Origin of the sequence: Citrobacter sp. Cb004 (assembly GCF_030337065.1) — a bacterium.
Classification (GTDB): Bacteria; Pseudomonadota; Gammaproteobacteria; order Enterobacterales; family Enterobacteriaceae; genus Citrobacter; species Citrobacter braakii.
The window spans coordinates 76,514-93,248 of the sequence record NZ_JAOWCH010000054.1 but is presented as its reverse complement, the minus strand read 5'-3'; the positions used below and the strand labels follow the sequence as shown (position 1 = coordinate 93,248).

Genomic DNA, 16,735 nt, shown 5'->3' with positions numbered 1-16,735 from the left:
GAACTCATATACAAATGATTCTGCGAAGTGGTAATAAATGCCTGATTATTGACCACCACCACTCTTTTGATTTCTTTTCCTTCCGGATAATCACGCATTACCCCATCTGAGTTTCTTTCCAGCGCCGGGAAAGAAGCCATATAGGTTGCGACCCGCCATGTTTGACCATAGTCTTTGGATATCAGATAAGCCGTTGGTTCCCAGTCTGGAATGAATATATATTTATCGGATGGGTGGATATAGGCCCCGGTGAAAACCCTGAAGGAAGCAAATCTACCATCAATTAACTCTTTGTGAATATTTCGTGTGGTATCATGATACCAAAGTGCGCCATCACAATTGAATCCTTTCAATTCCAGATAGCGGTTATTATCATAGCGATAAATAATCTGCGAGGGCACTTTTGCCTCAACGGTCAGCGTCATCGTTGTGAGGATTAAGGCCAGTAAACTTAGCATCAATTTATTTTTCATAAAATGTCCTTATACGTTAAGCGGCTCAGGCATGTCCCATTGCAGATTGGAAATCTCCGTATTGTATATTTCATTATGTCTTGCCGGTTTAACTATTGTTGAATGACAGTATTCATTAACCACACCAAACATCCCTTTGGGTAAAATATCATCCGGTCTATTCATAAACTGCTTTGTATATAAATTATTTAATATACCAGTATTATAATAATCTACAGTACTTGGTAGACCATTTTTCTTCATACGCCAGTCCCCACGGCGAAGTAGTTTTACCCAGAACTCACCATTTTCGTAATCAAATGCCCTGCATATCCCCACCGCCAGATCGAAGGCCATTGCTTTCGCTGGGGCATCTTTTGACATTACAATAGAGGAATGCTGGCTGTAACCAACAGGGTCTGAGTGCATCCATTCTTTTTTCAGTTCATCCGCCGTTTTTTCATAAATCAGCTGTACGGTTTTATTGTATCCCCCTCCAAGGACAGCGCCTTTGGTATAACGCTTACCATATTTATTGCTGAACATTGTGAGTTCTGCTGGTGTTAATTCCCGACCTGGCTGTAAAAAATCGAAACCTGCGCCGCTGAGATTTTTAATATCTGTCTCAGTACGGGAAATAGTAGTGGCTTTTGCAGAAAATGAGATGACCTGATCGGGAGAATCAGGCTCTAACGAATATTTATACTTGCTCTCTACCCCCTGTAGTTGATGCTTAAAAGTAACGGGAAGTTGTTCACCATTAATCACAACATCGGAAAACGTATATTGTTTAGTAAAACCCGTATCCTGATTAAAACTTCCCTTTTTTAACGTCGGCATTTCAAAAGGCACGCTTTGGGGGCTACAACCTATATCGGGGCCATTTTCGCAGAAAACACGCTGGCGCAAATTCTCTATGCCACTCGCAATGTCGTGAGGTATGCCTCGCCAGCCAAAACCCTGCACGTTAAGTAATGAGACAACACTGTCATTGGGGCAAAAATAGTTATACACCTTGCCGAAGTTATTGCGGGTATAGAGCTTATTCTTGCGCCATTGAGAATGGGTTTTACTCAGACATGTTGCGCCTTCTATATCATCAATTTCCGCTCCGGTGTGGTATTCTCCTTTGCCATATTTATCGTTTGTCGCCATCAAATGACAGAAATTTTTAAACGTCTGCTGACGGGCGCGATCCGTCTGGTGATGTCCGGGGGTCGCACTCTCGGCAAACGTATTTTCAAGCGCATAGGGGGAGTGATTAAGAATAACGCAATCAACGGGGTCCGCCCCTGCTTCTTTAACCAGCATATTGGCAAGCATGGTAATGATCGTTCCCTGAGAGTGTGCAACGATATTAATAGGGTCGTTTTCAGTAGATTTATTATTTCGAATCATCAGGATTAAATCTGCCAGCCTCTGCGCGGCAAAAAACTGATAAATACGGTGAGGGTTATCATAAATAGGATGCGTAAAATCCCCACCATTCATATGAAATGAAGCAAATCCTGCAGCGCCATTCGTCAGGCCGCCGGAGCCCGGGCCTAACATATCCGGAATAGTGGTTGTCGCATTCGCAAAGGTACCACCGCCTTTGGCATACACATCGTCGAGAACATTACCGAAATTATCATTCTGATATTTCAACGTGGTTTGAGGAATGTGTCCTAACTTTGCCAGCTTCGTGGCGTCATCTTCCTGGTAGGCATTGTAAGGCAGCTTTGCGGCGCTGCCTGATTTAGCCAGCTCATCACGATAACGCCGCTGGTCCTCGATATACGTTGCATGATCAACAGGTTTATATCCCCAGTAAAATGGGATCACCGGACTGCGCCCAGGCATTTTCACCTGCTGCTGTTCGCCATCGCCCATATCCATTTTGAACTGGTGCCATTCATGCGGATACATATCCGTACGGCCCATATGTTCATTCAGGCCGGCAATGATCCCCTGCTCCTGATTTTGATACGCCTCGCCCACATCGTTAACACCATGAACAAGGATCACAATACAGGGCATAGGGTTTTTAACCGCCACTTCGCAGACTGCCATTTTTCCACCGGTGGATTTAGGCACGCCTTGTACCCCCGTCGCCACGACTCGCGGATTAAAGGGACTGTTACTCATTTGGCAAAATCTCCATTTTCATTTCATCCATTTCCGTCATATCCAGTAACGGCGTCATGCCTTCATCGTCGGTAACACCTTCAATGATTTCACCGGAGGCCTTAGTCAGTCTGAATTTTGTCTTTTTCAGAACATCGTCTGTATTCCCATAACCATGTAATTTAATGCGGCGGTGAAACTGGTCTTCCTGAAAAACGGGGGATTTATCTTTAACGGATTCCGGCCCACTCCAGTCAAGAGTGGTGCCTTTCAACTGCACTTTAGCGGGAGAGAATATTTTTACTGAGCCATCTTCATTTATTCGGATACCGCCACCCCCGCACAGCAACTGAATATTCTTTTTGGCGCTGATGGTCACATTGCCGTTCATACTTTGAATATGAAAATGCTGATCGGAAAGCAGGCCCATTTCACCACGCTGCGCCTGGACGGAAATATCATCTTTTGCGGCAATAATTTTGATCCCGATCGCTCTGCTGAAAAGCGATAAACCCTGTCCGACAGCCATGGAGAGTTTCTTAAAAACATTAAAACTGCCGTTATTGGCCGCATTCAGCGACAGATCTTTGTTTGCCGACAGCGCCATGGTTTCTGGTGTGAGCAGAGCCATACCTTGATCGGCATAGGCCACCAGCCCCGGCTGAGTCAACTGTTCAAGTGCGCCGTTAAGCTGCTGCTGTTGCCCCATTTCGACGTTTAACGCTTGCGCCGTCAGGGCGCTCTGCTGAAGAGAGGTTGCCAGTACAAGCGCAGCCTGTAGCTGTTGAACAACTGCGTTCATATCGAGCTGCTTGCCCTGGGCTTTTGGCTGCGCCTCTGTCGTCAGCAATATTCCCTTTGCGGCTCTCAACACCCCCCGCTCATCGGTGCGCAGTTCTGCGCCTTCACCGCGCGGCTTACCACCAGCATCAACAAGGTGGCCCATGTTCAGCTGGGTTTTAGCGTATTCGGTACTTAACTTGACGTGTTCCTGTCCGCGTCGGTCCTCCATCCGCAGCTTATTGTGGCCCGCAGTACGGATTACGTTGCGGGTATTGTTACGGCTGGTGACGAGGTCAGGCTTTGGAGCATGATGCAGCGCATGGGCAATGAAAGGCCTTTCCGGATCACCACCTTCAAACGCAATGGCAACTTCCGCCCCCTGAATGAGCGGGAAGTGATGACCATAAGTATCACCGGCATAAATCCGTGCCAGACGGACGGGCATACTTTCATAGCCTTGCTTATGTTGGTCGAGGTCAAAATCAAACTTCACCCAATAGCGCCCCTGCACATCAATATGGGCATATTTGTCATTGTCTATTCGGGAGGAAACAATTGCGGGAACCGTACCCACGATACGCGGTCGGGGTAGTGGCTGCGGCCGAAAGCAAACGCGCTCACTGTAAGGAATACCGATCAGTTGGGATTGAAGGGCGGCATCACGCCTCCCCGTCACCCGCATTGCCGTTACCACAAATCCTGAAGTAAACGCTTGCGGAATAGTACCGTCGATTTCAAGCACCATACCTGGCGCGATCGACGGGCTGGTGGTCACCCCGCTTAAAGCAGATTGATTATTAAGAATAATTTCGTGATGCAGTTTGGCGTAGAACCAGCTGGATTCGCCCGGTTGTTCCTCTGTAAATTTCGATCCCGGCTGGTGGTGAATATCCGCATAACGATAATCCACTCCATACGTCGTCGATGTTTGTTCAGCCCCATCGGCATCAGCATTGAGTATTAGCGAGTTGGCAAGCCGGTAGTCAAAGTTCTTTGCTTTAACGGCTGCGGAGACAACGTTGTGCTTTGATACCAGCTTATCGATCGCGTAATCATTTGCTGTCAGACCCGCATGAGATGCATGCATAATCTTTTGATCGAAGATGTACCGGCTTTGGGAATCACTAAAGATAAGCACCATAATGTGCGAAACCGCATGATGATTTTCAATCCTGAACCAGATCCCAACTTCTGACAGGATGCGGCTGACAAACGCTAAATCTGATTCCTCCCACTGTACGATCATTTCCCGGTCAGGATAGGTACAAAGAAGCTTATCAAAGTCGATTTCATAATCAGCAAAAAAATGCTCTTTGAGGATCTGCGTTACCAGTTTCGGAACGTTAATATTCAGGTAAATAGCCGATCGCCTGCGTCGTGAGAGTAATGCAAGCTTATGCTCCAGCCTGATTTCGTACAGTGATTCATCCGCTGAAGTGCTAATAAGTGAACATGATGTAATAACCCCTTCTATTTGCCGCTCATTGATCCACATTGCAGAACCCTGAACATATTTACTCCATTTATTATTAGGGGCTCTAATTTGTAGCATAGCTTCAATATTAAGAAGAGATTCTGGAGGGATATCTTTACATTTTGAAGTGAATGTTATTTTATAACTATATGGTTTGCTTAGACTTTCCTTTCCGTCAATTGATTCAACATCAAGTACACCTAAATTTACCGACCCTCTGATGGTTAATAAGTATTTATTTATACTATCATCTGAAATCATACCTTCAAGATTATAGAAGCCAGAACCTTTTTTCATTATCGCATCCCTTGCAGAAAGACAGTAATACATAAAGAATAAAGTTTAATCAGCATACCAACAAGACTACTAAGAAGGTTATTTTTTACTAAAAAAATATTTTAAAACTAAACAAATAGTTATTAGCAAAGTACGTAGTACACTTATGATATATAAACGATAGGTTAACTAACGATATTTTATATTCAATAGCAGCAGATTTTAATAAGATTATTTATATTTTGTATTATTCATTTTTAATCGCGAGGCAACACGCCAGCGCTCACATCCCAATGACTGCAGAAAACTGAGATTCGACTAAAAAAACAAACATATTAAGATAATGATTTACAATAACATTTGTGAAAATGCTCTTTTTATTTATCATTTTATTGAATGAATCACATCACCACATAGAAAAACACAATAAAATATAACTATTCCCTATTCTGCTGTGAGGGAGAGGTAACCGGATTGTGTCCATTTTATCCATGGGAAAGCTTTTGATTTTCTCCCTCTTCTTTGAGAGAGGGCCGCATAAAGGTCATCTTATCAGCCACAGGAGAATCAATGAAACGCTCAGCAATAAACGAAATCCTTGGCCACACGCGCCAGTTTTTCTCTCAGCACGACGTGCATCTCCCCCCTTTCGCCAGTTTCCCGCCGACCCAATGGCGCAAGCTTGATCCCGCCGCCTGGAGCGAAGTTTTCGACCTTAAGCTCGGTTGGGATGTCACCGCGTTTGGCGGCAACAATTTCGCCGCGCAAGGGTTAACGCTGTTTACCCTGCGTAATGGCTCGCCGAAAGGAATGCCTTACGAGAAATGCTACGCCGAGAAAATCATGCATGTTCGCGATGCGCAGGTCACGCCGATGCATTTTCACTGGCGTAAACGCGAAGACATTATCAATCGCGGCGGCGGTAATTTAATTGTGGAACTGTGGAATGCGGGGCTCCGAGAACAAACGGAGGACAGCGACGTGAGCGTGGTGATTGACGGCTGTCGGCAAACCCATGCGGCAGGCAGTCAACTGCGCCTGACGCCGGGTGAAAGCATCTGCCTGCCGCCGGGCCTGTATCACAGCTTCTGGGCGGAAGAAGGTTTTGGCGACGTGCTGGTCGGCGAGGTTTCTTCTGTTAATGACGACGACCACGATAACCACTTTCTGCAACCGATCGCCCGCTATAACGACATTGAAGAAGACGAACCGGCGCAGCTGGTGCTGTGTAATGAGTATCGCCTGTTCCGCTAACCAAGGAGCGCATTATGCCGTTGATATCTCTCGCCGATGGCCTTGCCCATGCCCGCGAGCACCGCTATGCCTTAGGGGCGTTTAACGTTCTGGACTCACACTTCCTGCGCGCGCTGTTTGCCGCGGCAAAGCAGGAACGTTCGCCGTTTATCATCAACATCGCCGAGGTGCATTTTAAATATATCTCGTTGGATTCTCTGGTCGAAGCGGTCAAGTTCGAAGCCGCGCGGCATGACATTCCGGTAGTGCTGAACCTTGACCACGGCCTGCACTTTGAGTCGGTGGTTCGGGCACTGCGCTTAGGTTTCAGTTCAGTGATGTTTGATGGCTCCACGCTGGAGTATGAAGAAAATATTCGTCAAACCCGCGAAGTGGTGAAGATGTGTCACGCCGTCGGCGTATCGGTGGAAGCCGAACTGGGCGCGGTGGGAGGCGATGAGGGCGGCGCGTTGTATGGTCATGCCGACGAGTCGCTATTTACCGACCCGATGATGGCGCGTGATTTCGTCGACAGAACCGGGATTGACGCGCTGGCGGTCGCCATTGGTAATGCACACGGCAAATATAAAGGCGAACCGGTGCTCGACTTTCCACGTCTGGACGCCCTTCGCCAGCAGGCGGCGATCCCACTGGTACTGCACGGCGGTTCCGGCATCAGCAACGACGATTTCAAGCGCGCAATTGAACTCGGCATTCACAAAATCAACTTCTATACCGGCATGTCGCAGGCGGCGCTGTCAGCGGTAGAGACAAGAATAGCGAATCGTCAGCCCCTGTACGACGAATTCGCCGAACTGCTGCTCGCCATTGAAGAGGCCATTACCGATACCGTTTCAGAACAGATGCGTATTTTTGGCAGCGCGGGACGGGTCTGATGGAACGCAGAGGCGTTATCGCCGCAGGCAACATGCTGGTCGATCATGTGCATCAAATTGTGCAGTGGCCGGAACGCGGCTGGCTGGCGGAAATCATCCGTAGCGAACGCGCGACGGGCGGTGCGCCGCTGAACGTACTGCTGACGCTGGCGAAAATGCACACCGGACTGCCACTGCAGGCAGTGGGGTTAATCGGTCAGGATAGCGACGGCGACTACATCATGGCGATGCTGGAGCAGTATCATGTTAATCGCCAACATGTGCAGCGCACGACTTTCGCCCCCACGTCGATGTCACAGGTGATGACCGATCCCAGCGGTCAGCGCACCTTTTTCCACTCGCCCGGCGCCAACCGGCTGCTGGATCTACCCGCTTTTGAGCAACTGGATACCTCGATGAAAATCTTCCATCTTGGCTATCTGCTGCTGCTCGACAGTCTGGACATGCCGGATGAGGAGTACGGCACGCGTAGCGCACGGCTGCTGGCGCAAATGCGCGACAACGGCTTTGAAACATCACTGGATCTGGTTTCACGCAAGGGCGACCCGCGCTATCAGCCGCTGGTGATGCCAGCCCTGCGCCATCTCGACTATCTGGTAATTAACGAGCTGGAAGCCGGGGAATTCAGCGGGCTGGAGATCCGCCAGCCCAACGGGGAGCTGCATATTGCGCACATCGCCACCGCTGCGCGCGAACTGCTGAATGCGGGCGTTCGCCAGCGGGTGGTTATCCACTGTCCGGAAGGCGCCTGGGGTGAAGCGCCGGATCTGCCGGGCGTCTGGATCCCGTCACAGTATCTGGCGCAGGAGGAGATCGTTGGCAGCGTCGGGGCGGGAGATGCGTTTTGCGCCGGATTTTTGTATGGCTGTCATGAACGCTGGTCGCTGACGGACAGCGTCAGGCTGGCACACGCCTGCGCACGAGCCAGTTTGCTGTGCGCCAACGCGATAGACGGCGCGAAAACGTTGGCAGAGTTAAAAGCCGACATAGCGTCCTTGTAGGCCGGATAAGACGTTTACGCCGCCTTATCATGATGCTGAACGTCGGCGGCAAACACATAGCCCAGCCCGCGCAGGGTTTTGATCAGCATCGGCTGATGCGGGTTGTTCTCTATTTTTCGCCGTAACCGCATGATTAGCACGTCAATGGTGCGGTCAAACACCTCAACGCTGTCGCTGCGCGTCAGTTCCAGCAACTGTTCTCGGCTAAGTACCCGGCGGGCGTTTTGGGCCAACGCTAGCAGCAGGCTGTATTCCCCCTGCGTCAACTCCACCTTCAGTTGCTGAGGATTATGTAACTGGCAACCGGCGGTATCGAGATGCCAACCGTTAAAAGAAAGCCCCGTGGTTTGCGGGCTGCCGCTTTCTGGCGTTAACACGCCGACGCGTCTGAGTACCGCCTTTACCCGCGCCACCAGCACCCGCGCATTGAACGGTTTACCGATGTAGTCGTCAGCGCCCATTTCCAACCCGACAACCACATCCGACTCGCTGCCAAGCCCGGTCAGCATCACCACCGGTAGTCCGGGTCTCATCTTTTGCACCTGCTGCAGCACCATCAGACCGTTAATATCAGGCAACATCATGTCCAGCAATACCAGAGCGATTTCCGGCTGAGTCTCAATGCAGCGCAGCGCCTCCTGCCCGGTGTGACATGCGGTCACTGCAAAGACGTGTTCGCTCAGCACATCCTGTAAAAGCGTGCAGACAGCGATGTCATCATCCACAACCAGTATGGCTGGCTTCATTGTTTTTCCCCATTTCTGGCCAACTTAAATGAGTGTGATTGATTCTGCACAGAGTGACAGCGATAAGGCACAAGGATGTGTGGAAAACATAACCTCGGTCACACTGCCGGGCCGTCACGTATTAGAGATTCGTCACGTCAAATATGACGACAGCCTGTTTTTCGTCAGGGTTTTGCGCAAAATTCGCCCGTAATATCGACTAATGCCCCTGATAAAAACATGGCATAAAAGATGCATAACTCAAGCGACAAGCGCGTATGCGTGATTTGATTAACTGGAGCGAGACCGATGAAAAAAGTCGTCACGGTTTGCCCATATTGCGCATCAGGTTGCAAAATCAACCTGGTGGTCGATAACGGCAAAATCGTCCGGGCTGAAGCGGCGCAGGGGAAAACCAACCAGGGTACCTTGTGTCTGAAGGGCTACTATGGCTGGGATTTTATCAATGATACCCAGATCCTGACCCCTCGTCTGAAAACCCCAATGATCCGTCGCCAGCGTGGCGGCAAACTGGAATCCGTTTCCTGGAATGAAGCGCTTGATTACGTCGCCACTCGTCTGAGCGCCATCAAAGCGAAGTATGGCCCGGACGCTATTCAGACGACCGGTTCATCTCGCGGTACGGGTAACGAAACCAACTATGTAATGCAAAAATTCGCGCGCGCCGTTATTGGTACCAATAACGTTGACTGCTGCGCTCGCGTCTGACACGGCCCTTCGGTTGCAGGTCTGCACCAATCGGTCGGTAACGGCGCAATGAGTAATGCTATCAATGAAATTGATAACACAGATTTAGTGTTCATCTTCGGGTACAACCCGGCGGATTCCCACCCGATCGTGGCGAATCACGTGATTAACGCTAAACGTAACGGGGCGAAAATTATCGTCTGCGATCCGCGCAAAATTGAAACCGCGCGTATTGCCGATATGCACATCGCGTTGAAAAACGGCTCGAACATCGCGCTGCTCAACGCCATGGGTCATGTCATCATCGAAGAAAAACTGTACGACCAGGCGTTCGTCGCCTCCCGTACCGAAGGATTCGAAGAGTACAGCAAGATTGTCGAAGGCTACACGCCGGAGTCCGTCGAAGATGTCACTGGCGTTAGCGCACAGGATATTCGTCAGGCTGCCCGTATGTACGCCACGGCAAAAAGCGCGGCCATCCTGTGGGGCATGGGTGTTACCCAGTTCTATCAGGGCGTGGAAACCGTGCGTTCACTGACCAGCCTCGCAATGCTGACCGGCAACCTCGGTAAGCCAAGCGTGGGCGTTAACCCGGTTCGTGGCCAGAACAACGTTCAGGGCGCATGCGACATGGGCGCGCTACCGGATACTTATCCGGGCTATCAGTATGTGAAAGATCCGGCTAACCGCGAGAAGTTCGCTAAAGCCTGGGGCGTGGAAAGTCTGCCTGCACATACCGGCTATCGCATCAGTGAACTGCCGCACCGTGCGGCGCATGGCGAAGTCCGCGCGGCATACATTATGGGTGAAGATCCATTACAGACCGATGCTGAACTCTCCGCAGTGCGCAAAGGCTTTGAGGATCTGGAACTGGTCATCGTGCAGGATATCTTCATGACCAAAACTGCCGCTGCCGCAGACGTTATTTTACCGTCTACGTCATGGGGCGAACATGAAGGCGTCTTCTCCGCGGCTGACCGTGGCTTCCAGCGCTTCTTTAAAGCCGTTGAGCCGAAGTGGGATCTGAAAACGGACTGGCAGATTATCAGTGAAATCGCCACCCGTATGGGCTACCCGATGCACTACAACAACACCCAGGAAATCTGGGATGAGTTGCGTCATCTGTGCCCGGATTTCTACGGTGCCACTTACGAGAAAATGGGCGAACTGGGTTATATCCAGTGGCCTTGCCGCGACACCTCAGAAGCCGACCAGGGTACGTCTTATCTCTTCAAAGAGAAGTTCGATACCCCGAACGGTCTGGCGCAGTTCTTTACCTGCGACTGGGTAGCGCCAATCGACAAACTCACTGAGGAGTACCCGATGGTGCTATCTACGGTGCGTGAAGTCGGCCACTACTCTTGCCGTTCGATGACCGGTAACTGTGCGGCGCTGGCCGCGCTGGCGGATGAACCGGGCTATGCCCAGATCAACACCGCCGACGCAGCACGCCTGGGCATCCAGGATGAAGAGCTGGTGTGGGTTAACTCGCGTAAAGGCCGGGTCATTACCCGTGCAGCAGTCAGCGATCGTCCAAACAAAGGCGCGATTTACATGACCTACCAGTGGTGGATTGGCGCATGTAATGAGCTGGTAACCGAGAACTTAAGCCCGATTACCAAAACGCCGGAGTACAAGTACTGTGCCGTTAACGTTGAACGCATTGCCGATCAGCGCGCTGCCGAGCAGTATGTCATTGATGAGTACACCAAGCTGAAAGCCAGCCTGCGCGAAAGCGCGATGGGTTAGTCCGTTTACGTAACTGTTCTGCAACAGCCTCCGCCCGGAGGCTGTTTTTTTATCCATACGATCTCTTTATACTGTTCATTCCGTACCCTAAATAAAACTCAAAATGAAACAACTCATTGCATTGATGTTCTTTATGACATTCTTTGCCCATGCCAGTGATACTGAGCCAGGAAGCCAGTATTTGCAGGCCGCTGAGGCAGGGGATCGTCGCGCACAGTACTTTCTTGCCGATACCTGGTTCAGTTCAGGCGATTTGAGCAAAGCCGAGTATTGGGCGCAAAAAGCCGCCGACAACGGCGATGCCGACGCCTGCGCGCTACTGGCGCAAATCAAAATTACGAATCCGGTCAGTCTGGATTACCCCCAGGCTAAAACGCTGGCGGAAAAAGCAGCCAAAGCAGGCAGTAAAGCGGGAGAACTTACCCTGGCGCGGATTCTGGTCAACACCCAGGCTGGACGTACCGATTACCCTAAAGCCATTACCTTGCTGCAAAACGCCTCCGAAGACCTGGAAAATGACTCCGCCGTCGACGCGCAAATGCTGCTCGGCCTGATTTACGCCAACGGCGTGGGCATTCCCGCTGACGATGAGAAAGCGACGTGGTATTTCAAACGAAGCTCAGCCATTTCCCGCACCGGTTATTCCGAATACTGGGCAGGGATGATGTTCTTAAACGGTGAACAGGGTTTTATCGTGAAGAATAAACAGAAGGCGCTGCACTGGCTGAATCTGAGCTGTATGGAAGGATTCGATACCGGCTGCGAAGAGTTTGATAAGTTAACAAACGGGTAATGATTTGCATTGCCGGATGGCGCTACGCTTATCCGGCAAGCTGTCATGAATTACTGATTAGCGGTCTTATCAAATCTACCCAGCACGTCGCGCTCATAGGCCAGCGCTTTCTTGCGGTCAAATTTGTGTTCCCACTTGGCGATAACCAGTACCGCCAGCGCATTACCCACCACGTTCAGCGCGGTACGCGCCATGTCGAGGATACGGTCAACACCGGCGATAAACGCCAGGCCTTCCAGTGGGATCCCCACGCTGCCCAGCGTAGCCAGCAGCACCACGAATGATACGCCCGGCACACCCGCAATCCCTTTTGAGGTCACCATCAGCGTCAGCACCAGCACGATTTCCTGCCACAGCGACAGGTCGATACCATACAGCTGCGCGATAAAGATAGCGGCGATACTCTGGTACAGAGTTGAACCATCAAGGTTGAATGAGTAGCCGGTCGGCACCACAAAGCTGGTGATTGAAGCTGGCGCGCCATAGGCTTCCATCTTCTCAATAATGCGCGGCAGTACGCTCTCGGAGCTGGCGGTAGAGTAAGCCAGAATCAGCTCGTCTTTCAGAATGCGGATCAGGATCCAGATGCTCAAACCGCAGATGCGCGCCACGATCCCCAGCACCACCAGCGCGAAGAACAGAATGGCGAAATGCACCAACAGCACCAGCTTCGCCAGCGGCCACAAGGAGGCAAAACCGAAGTTCGCGACGGTAACGGCAATCAGCGCGAAAACGCCGACTGGCGCGTAGCGCATAACCATGTGAGTGACTTTAAACATGGTTTCGGAAATAGAGCGAAATACGGTAACCAACGGCTCGCGGTGAGTTGCCGGCAGGGAAGACAGACCTAAACCGAACAGCACCGAGAAGAAGATAATCGGCAGCATATCGCCTTTTGCCATCGATGCGACGATGTTGGTTGGCACCAGTGACAAAATTGTCCCCATCAGGCCATGCGCGTGGCTCTGTACTTCTGCGGTCGTGCTTTGATATTTCGAAATATCCACGGTCGCCAGTTGCGACATATCCACCCCGGTGCCTGGCTGGAACACATTCGCCAGCGTGATACCCAGGATAATCGCCACGGTGGTGATTACTTCGAAATAGATAATAGTTTTGGCGCCAATACGGCCCAGCTGTTTTGCATCACCGACCCCGGCGATACCGACAACCAGCGTAGAGATGACAATGGGCACCACGATCATTTTGATCAGATGGATAAAGATATCGCCCGCCGGTGACAGCAGGTTTACAACCAGCCATTCACGGCTGTCACTATGGTAATGCAGGTAACTCCCCAGCAGAATGCCCAGCACCATAGCGATCAGAATCTGCCATGCCAGGCTGACTTTCAAATTTTTCATAACAACGGACTTCCTCGATGGAGCGCTATTCCACATGCGGTGTGTGGTAATAGTACATACTGAAAGGGTATGAATTGTGTTGCGTTCGTTTATGGAGTTTTTTAACGCTTATTATCATTATCATTTGCGTACTGTCTCGCGCAACCCTCCAGGAACAGAGCCTTCGGCTGAATTTATGCATAAAAATGCAATTTTATCGGGGTATTGATGAATAACTTTTTGTTATAAAAGAATTTTAATATGTTCAAAAATGAAGAAGTCATGGCGTGAGTTTTTTTTGCTCATTTGTTCGTTCGCCTGTTTTTTAAACAGGCCAAATGATACAAATCACAAAAGAAACAAATTTATTTTTGCCGATTCTGCAACAACTTCGCCATATTAATAGAGTCAATGAGCTGTGCCCGGTTCACCCTCGGCGAGTTTAAATCCATAACTTTTTGCCACACTGAAATGGCCTGGGCGTAGTCTGCCTGCATAAACGCATCTGAGGCTAACAGCATCAGCGCAGTGACCTCTGTCGGGTCCAGCGCCAGAGCCTTATCAATCATCTCGCGAGTGGGCGGTGTCATATGCTGCCCGGCCTGGTAATACAATACCGTTGCCAGCGCTGAATAGATCTCAGCATTTTCACCCCCTACACGCAGCGCCTGCTCGTAGGCCAGCAGCGCATTATGATACGCGTTTTGCCAAAGATAGTACTCACCGAGTTGCGCCCATTTCACACCGTCCTGTGGATTAGCACGAATTTGCGATTGCAGCAAAAGCAGCTGTTTTTCCTGAACATTTTCATCGGTGAACGCATGTAATGGGTCCGCCAGCCGCGTCTGTTCCTGACGCACCGCCTGCCATTTTGGCGTCAACAGATAACCTCCGATGCAGGCCACAACCATCAGCACCGTCGCAGCGGTCAGCCACTTCACGGGGAGTGGGCGTAACGGCGCAGGGGAATGGTTGGACTGGCTCATTGCACATCCTCCTCTACGCGCTGACGCCTTCTCACCCGCCAGACCACCACGCCCACCAGTAATAACAGCAGGCACGGCAACGCCCACAGCAGCAGCGTTTGCTCATTCAACGGCGGGTTGTAGCGCACAAAATCACCGTAGCGATCGGTCATCCACGTCGTTATCTCGGCTTCACTTTTCCCTTCCGCCACCATGCTATAAACCTGGTGGCGCATACTGACCGCTACCGGCGCATTAGATTCCAGCAAGTTTTGGTTTTGACACTGTGGACAGCGCAGTTGGCTGGCAATAGACAACGCTTTTTCCTGTTGTTGCGGGTTGGCAAAAGCCCATGTGTCCACAACCTGGGCATGTGTCGCGAAGGCGATGAAAAACAAAATGATAGCTAACAGTAAACATGTTCTGCCGGATGGCGCTGCGCTTATCCGACCAACCGTTTTCACACCCCGTTCGCCGCCATCTGGCAACGCGTTGATTAGTTTATGCATCGCGCTTTCTCCCTCGCCATCCGCTCAGCAGCGCACCAAAGACCATTAACAGTCCCCCGCCCCAAATCCAGCGCACGCCGGTCTGCACGTACAAGCGCATGGCATAACGGTCCGGTCCGGTTTTTTCGCCGATTACCGCATACCAGTCATGCATCAGATTCCAGCGGATCCCCGGCTCCATCATCTGTTGACGGCGCGCGGCATAGAAGCGTCTTTCGGGCTGCAGGCTGCCAATGCGTTTCTCATTTTGCCACAGCGTGATCTGCGCTTTTTCACTGGTGTAGTTACCTTTTGCTTCCAGGTCGAGACGCTCAAAACGAAAAATATAGCCCGCCAGTTCCACCTGCTGCCCGGGGCTCAGATTCAGGCTTATCTCCTGACGACTACCGCTGGAAAAGACGATCCCAGCCGCAAACACCAGCACCCCGGCATGCGCCAGCAGTGCCGGAAGCTGGCAACGCACAGACACTTTGCGGCTTCTGATCGTCGCCAGCACGATAACCAGCAGCATCAGCAGGCCAAAGGGCAGCGTAGCACGGTTAAAGTACGGTGCGCCCACGGAGAGCCGCCCCCAGCCGAACAGCCCGTAAATCATCGGGTAAAGGGTGCCAATCAGCACAATCAGCAGCACCGCGCAAAAAAGTAATAGCGCGACCAGAATCAGCATCTCGCGCGACCAGCCGCCAAAACGCGCATTCTGGCGGACTTGCTGTCCCCGCCAGGCATACAGCCCGAGCGATGCCAGGCTCAATACGGTAAACAGCGCAAACAGCGGCGTGGCGCGGACGTTATCCAGCGCAAAAGCGTGCACGGAAACGAGAATGCCGGAACGCACAATCAGCGTCCCCAGCAGCGATAAAATCAGCGTGACGATCGCCAGCAGCAGCGACCAGTGGCGGAAGATCCCACGTTGGCGCGTGATGAACAGACTATGCAGCAGCGCACTGGCGGAAAGCCAGGGTAATAAGGAGGCATTTTCTACCGGGTCCCAGAACCACCAGCCGCCCCAGCCCAGCTCGCAGTAGGCCCACCAGGAGCCGAGGATAATCCCCAGCGTCAGCGCACACCAGCCAGGCAGTGCCCAGCGCCAGCACACCCCGGCGCTCTGCGCATTAAAGTCACCGCGCAGCAGCGAGGCCAGCGCCACGCCTGCCGCCACCATCAAGCCACCGTAACCCAGGTACAGCAGCGGCGGATGGAGGATTAACCCGAGATGTTGCAGCATCGGGTTAAGGTCGCGCCCTTCAATGGCTGGCGGGAAGATACGCACGAACGGATCGGACCATACCACCACAAACAGCAGCAGCAGGGCCGTTATCAGTGCGAGGACGCTGAGCGTTAACGGAAACAGCAGGTCGGAATCACGCCGATAGCGCAAGGCAAACAGCGCGCTCCAGCCGGAAAGAAACAGCACCCACAGCAGCAGCGATCCTTCATGCCCGCCCCACACCGCCGCCAGTTTTAATCCCCACGGCAGCAGGCTGTAGCTATGCTGAGCAACGTAGACCACCGAAAAATCGCTGGTCAGAAAGCAGAATATCAGAATGGCAAAGGCCAGCAGCAGCAGCGAAAATTGCGTCCACATGCCCACGCTTGCCAGGCGCATTACGCCTTGCCAGCGCTGGCGGACACCCACCAACACGGCAAGCGGGGTCAACACGTTGACCCCGAGGCTTAACAACAGTGCCAGAAAACCGGCTTCAGGAAGGAGAACGTCCAGAT

Annotated in this window: 12 protein-coding genes and 1 pseudogene; 6 read left to right on the top strand and 7 right to left on the bottom strand. The window is 51.5% G+C overall.

Features of this window, described 5'->3' with window-relative positions; translation table 11 throughout:
* The 3 genes from OGV65_RS10660 to OGV65_RS10650 all read right to left on the bottom strand — a co-directional run.
* A partial coding sequence (locus OGV65_RS10660; RefSeq protein WP_502874460.1) for a T6SS immunity protein Tli3 family protein occupies positions 1-458 on the bottom strand: 458 nt, incomplete at its 3' end.
* A gap of 24 nt (positions 459-482) precedes the next feature.
* On the bottom strand, positions 483-2,579 hold the full coding sequence (locus tag OGV65_RS10655; RefSeq protein ID WP_286454928.1) for a T6SS effector phospholipase Tle3 domain-containing protein: 2,097 nt from the start codon (positions 2,577-2,579) through the stop codon (positions 483-485).
* Positions 2,572-5,112 carry a type VI secretion system Vgr family protein gene (locus tag OGV65_RS10650; protein ID WP_235117450.1) on the bottom strand — a complete coding sequence of 847 codons (2,541 nt, stop codon included), beginning with the start codon at positions 5,110-5,112 and terminating at the stop codon, positions 2,572-2,574. Before OGV65_RS10650 ends, OGV65_RS10655 begins: the two co-directional genes overlap by 8 nt.
* Before the next feature lie 549 nt (positions 5,113-5,661).
* Between OGV65_RS10650 and OGV65_RS10645 the strand changes: the two genes are divergently transcribed.
* Genes OGV65_RS10645 through OGV65_RS10635 form a run of 3 tightly spaced genes read left to right on the top strand, consistent with a single transcriptional unit; the run spans position 5,662 to position 8,221 of the window.
* Positions 5,662-6,345, top strand: a complete 684-nt coding sequence (locus OGV65_RS10645) for a D-lyxose/D-mannose isomerase (protein ID WP_080860334.1) — start codon at positions 5,662-5,664, stop codon at positions 6,343-6,345.
* Positions 6,346-6,359: 14 nt separating this feature from the next.
* A complete protein-coding gene (locus tag OGV65_RS10640; RefSeq protein WP_016155383.1) occupies positions 6,360-7,220 on the top strand; it encodes a ketose 1,6-bisphosphate aldolase in 861 nt (286 codons plus the stop codon).
* Positions 7,217-8,221 carry a carbohydrate kinase family protein gene (locus OGV65_RS10635; RefSeq protein ID WP_094169356.1) on the top strand — a complete coding sequence of 335 codons (1,005 nt, stop codon included), beginning with the start codon at positions 7,217-7,219 and terminating at the stop codon, positions 8,219-8,221. Before OGV65_RS10640 ends, OGV65_RS10635 begins: the two co-directional genes overlap by 4 nt.
* A gap of 14 nt (positions 8,222-8,235) precedes the next feature.
* Here the strand turns inward: OGV65_RS10635 and OGV65_RS10630 are convergent, their stop codons facing one another.
* The gene (locus OGV65_RS10630; RefSeq protein WP_200052340.1) at positions 8,236-8,967 is read right to left on the bottom strand and encodes a response regulator; all 732 of its coding nucleotides are present in this window, start codon (positions 8,965-8,967) and stop codon (positions 8,236-8,238) included.
* A 28-nt stretch (positions 8,968-8,995) separates the two neighbouring features.
* Here OGV65_RS10630 and OGV65_RS10625 point away from each other — a divergent pair, with 28 nt between their 5' ends.
* The 3 genes from OGV65_RS10625 (at position 8,996) to yjcO (ending at position 12,196) form a co-directional block, all read left to right on the top strand.
* The gene (locus OGV65_RS10625; RefSeq protein WP_286454926.1) at positions 8,996-9,160 is read left to right on the top strand and encodes a hypothetical protein; all 165 of its coding nucleotides are present in this window, start codon (positions 8,996-8,998) and stop codon (positions 9,158-9,160) included.
* 95 nt (positions 9,161-9,255) lie between these two features.
* Entirely contained in the window at positions 9,256-11,403 is a 2,148-nt protein-coding gene (gene fdhF, locus OGV65_RS10620; RefSeq protein WP_286454925.1) for a formate dehydrogenase subunit alpha, read from the top strand.
* A gap of 103 nt (positions 11,404-11,506) precedes the next feature.
* Positions 11,507-12,196: a Sel1 family TPR-like repeat protein YjcO gene (yjcO, locus tag OGV65_RS10615; protein ID WP_016155379.1), complete on the top strand. Its 690-nt coding sequence runs from the start codon at positions 11,507-11,509 to the stop codon at positions 12,194-12,196.
* A gap of 50 nt (positions 12,197-12,246) precedes the next feature.
* Here yjcO and gltP read toward each other — a convergent pair whose 3' ends face one another.
* From gltP to nrfF, 3 genes and pseudogenes are all read right to left on the bottom strand, one after another.
* Positions 12,247-13,560 (bottom strand): glutamate/aspartate:proton symporter GltP, encoded by a 1,314-nt coding sequence (gltP, locus tag OGV65_RS10610; protein WP_016155378.1) that lies wholly within the window; start codon positions 13,558-13,560, stop codon positions 12,247-12,249.
* A 344-nt stretch (positions 13,561-13,904) separates the two neighbouring features.
* Positions 13,905-14,525: a heme lyase NrfEFG subunit NrfG gene (gene nrfG / locus OGV65_RS10605; protein ID WP_047416048.1), complete on the bottom strand. Its 621-nt coding sequence runs from the start codon at positions 14,523-14,525 to the stop codon at positions 13,905-13,907.
* Positions 14,522-16,733 (bottom strand): annotated as a pseudogene (gene nrfF, locus OGV65_RS10600) (heme lyase NrfEFG subunit NrfF). Before nrfF ends, nrfG begins: the two are co-directional and overlap by 4 nt.
* Positions 16,734-16,735 lie beyond the last annotated feature (2 nt).

What these genes read in the sequence shown, in the direction of transcription:
- OGV65_RS10655 (WP_286454928.1), bottom strand. Translation starts at nt 2,579, where the DNA reads ATGAGTAACAGTCCCTTTAATCCGCGAGTCGTGGCGACGGGGGTACAA.
- OGV65_RS10650 (WP_235117450.1), bottom strand. Translation starts at nt 5,112, where the DNA reads ATGAAAAAAGGTTCTGGCTTCTATAATCTTGAAGGTATGATTTCAGAT.
- OGV65_RS10645 (WP_080860334.1), top strand. Translation starts at nt 5,662, where the DNA reads ATGAAACGCTCAGCAATAAACGAAATCCTTGGCCACACGCGCCAGTTT.
- OGV65_RS10640 (WP_016155383.1), top strand. Translation starts at nt 6,360, where the DNA reads ATGCCGTTGATATCTCTCGCCGATGGCCTTGCCCATGCCCGCGAGCAC.
- OGV65_RS10630 (WP_200052340.1), bottom strand. Translation starts at nt 8,967, where the DNA reads ATGAAGCCAGCCATACTGGTTGTGGATGATGACATCGCTGTCTGCACG.
- OGV65_RS10625 (WP_286454926.1), top strand. Translation starts at nt 8,996, where the DNA reads ATGAGTGTGATTGATTCTGCACAGAGTGACAGCGATAAGGCACAAGGA.
- yjcO (WP_016155379.1), top strand. Translation starts at nt 11,507, where the DNA reads ATGAAACAACTCATTGCATTGATGTTCTTTATGACATTCTTTGCCCAT.
- gltP (WP_016155378.1), bottom strand. Translation starts at nt 13,560, where the DNA reads ATGAAAAATTTGAAAGTCAGCCTGGCATGGCAGATTCTGATCGCTATG.
- nrfG (WP_047416048.1), bottom strand. Translation starts at nt 14,525, where the DNA reads ATGAGCCAGTCCAACCATTCCCCTGCGCCGTTACGCCCACTCCCCGTG.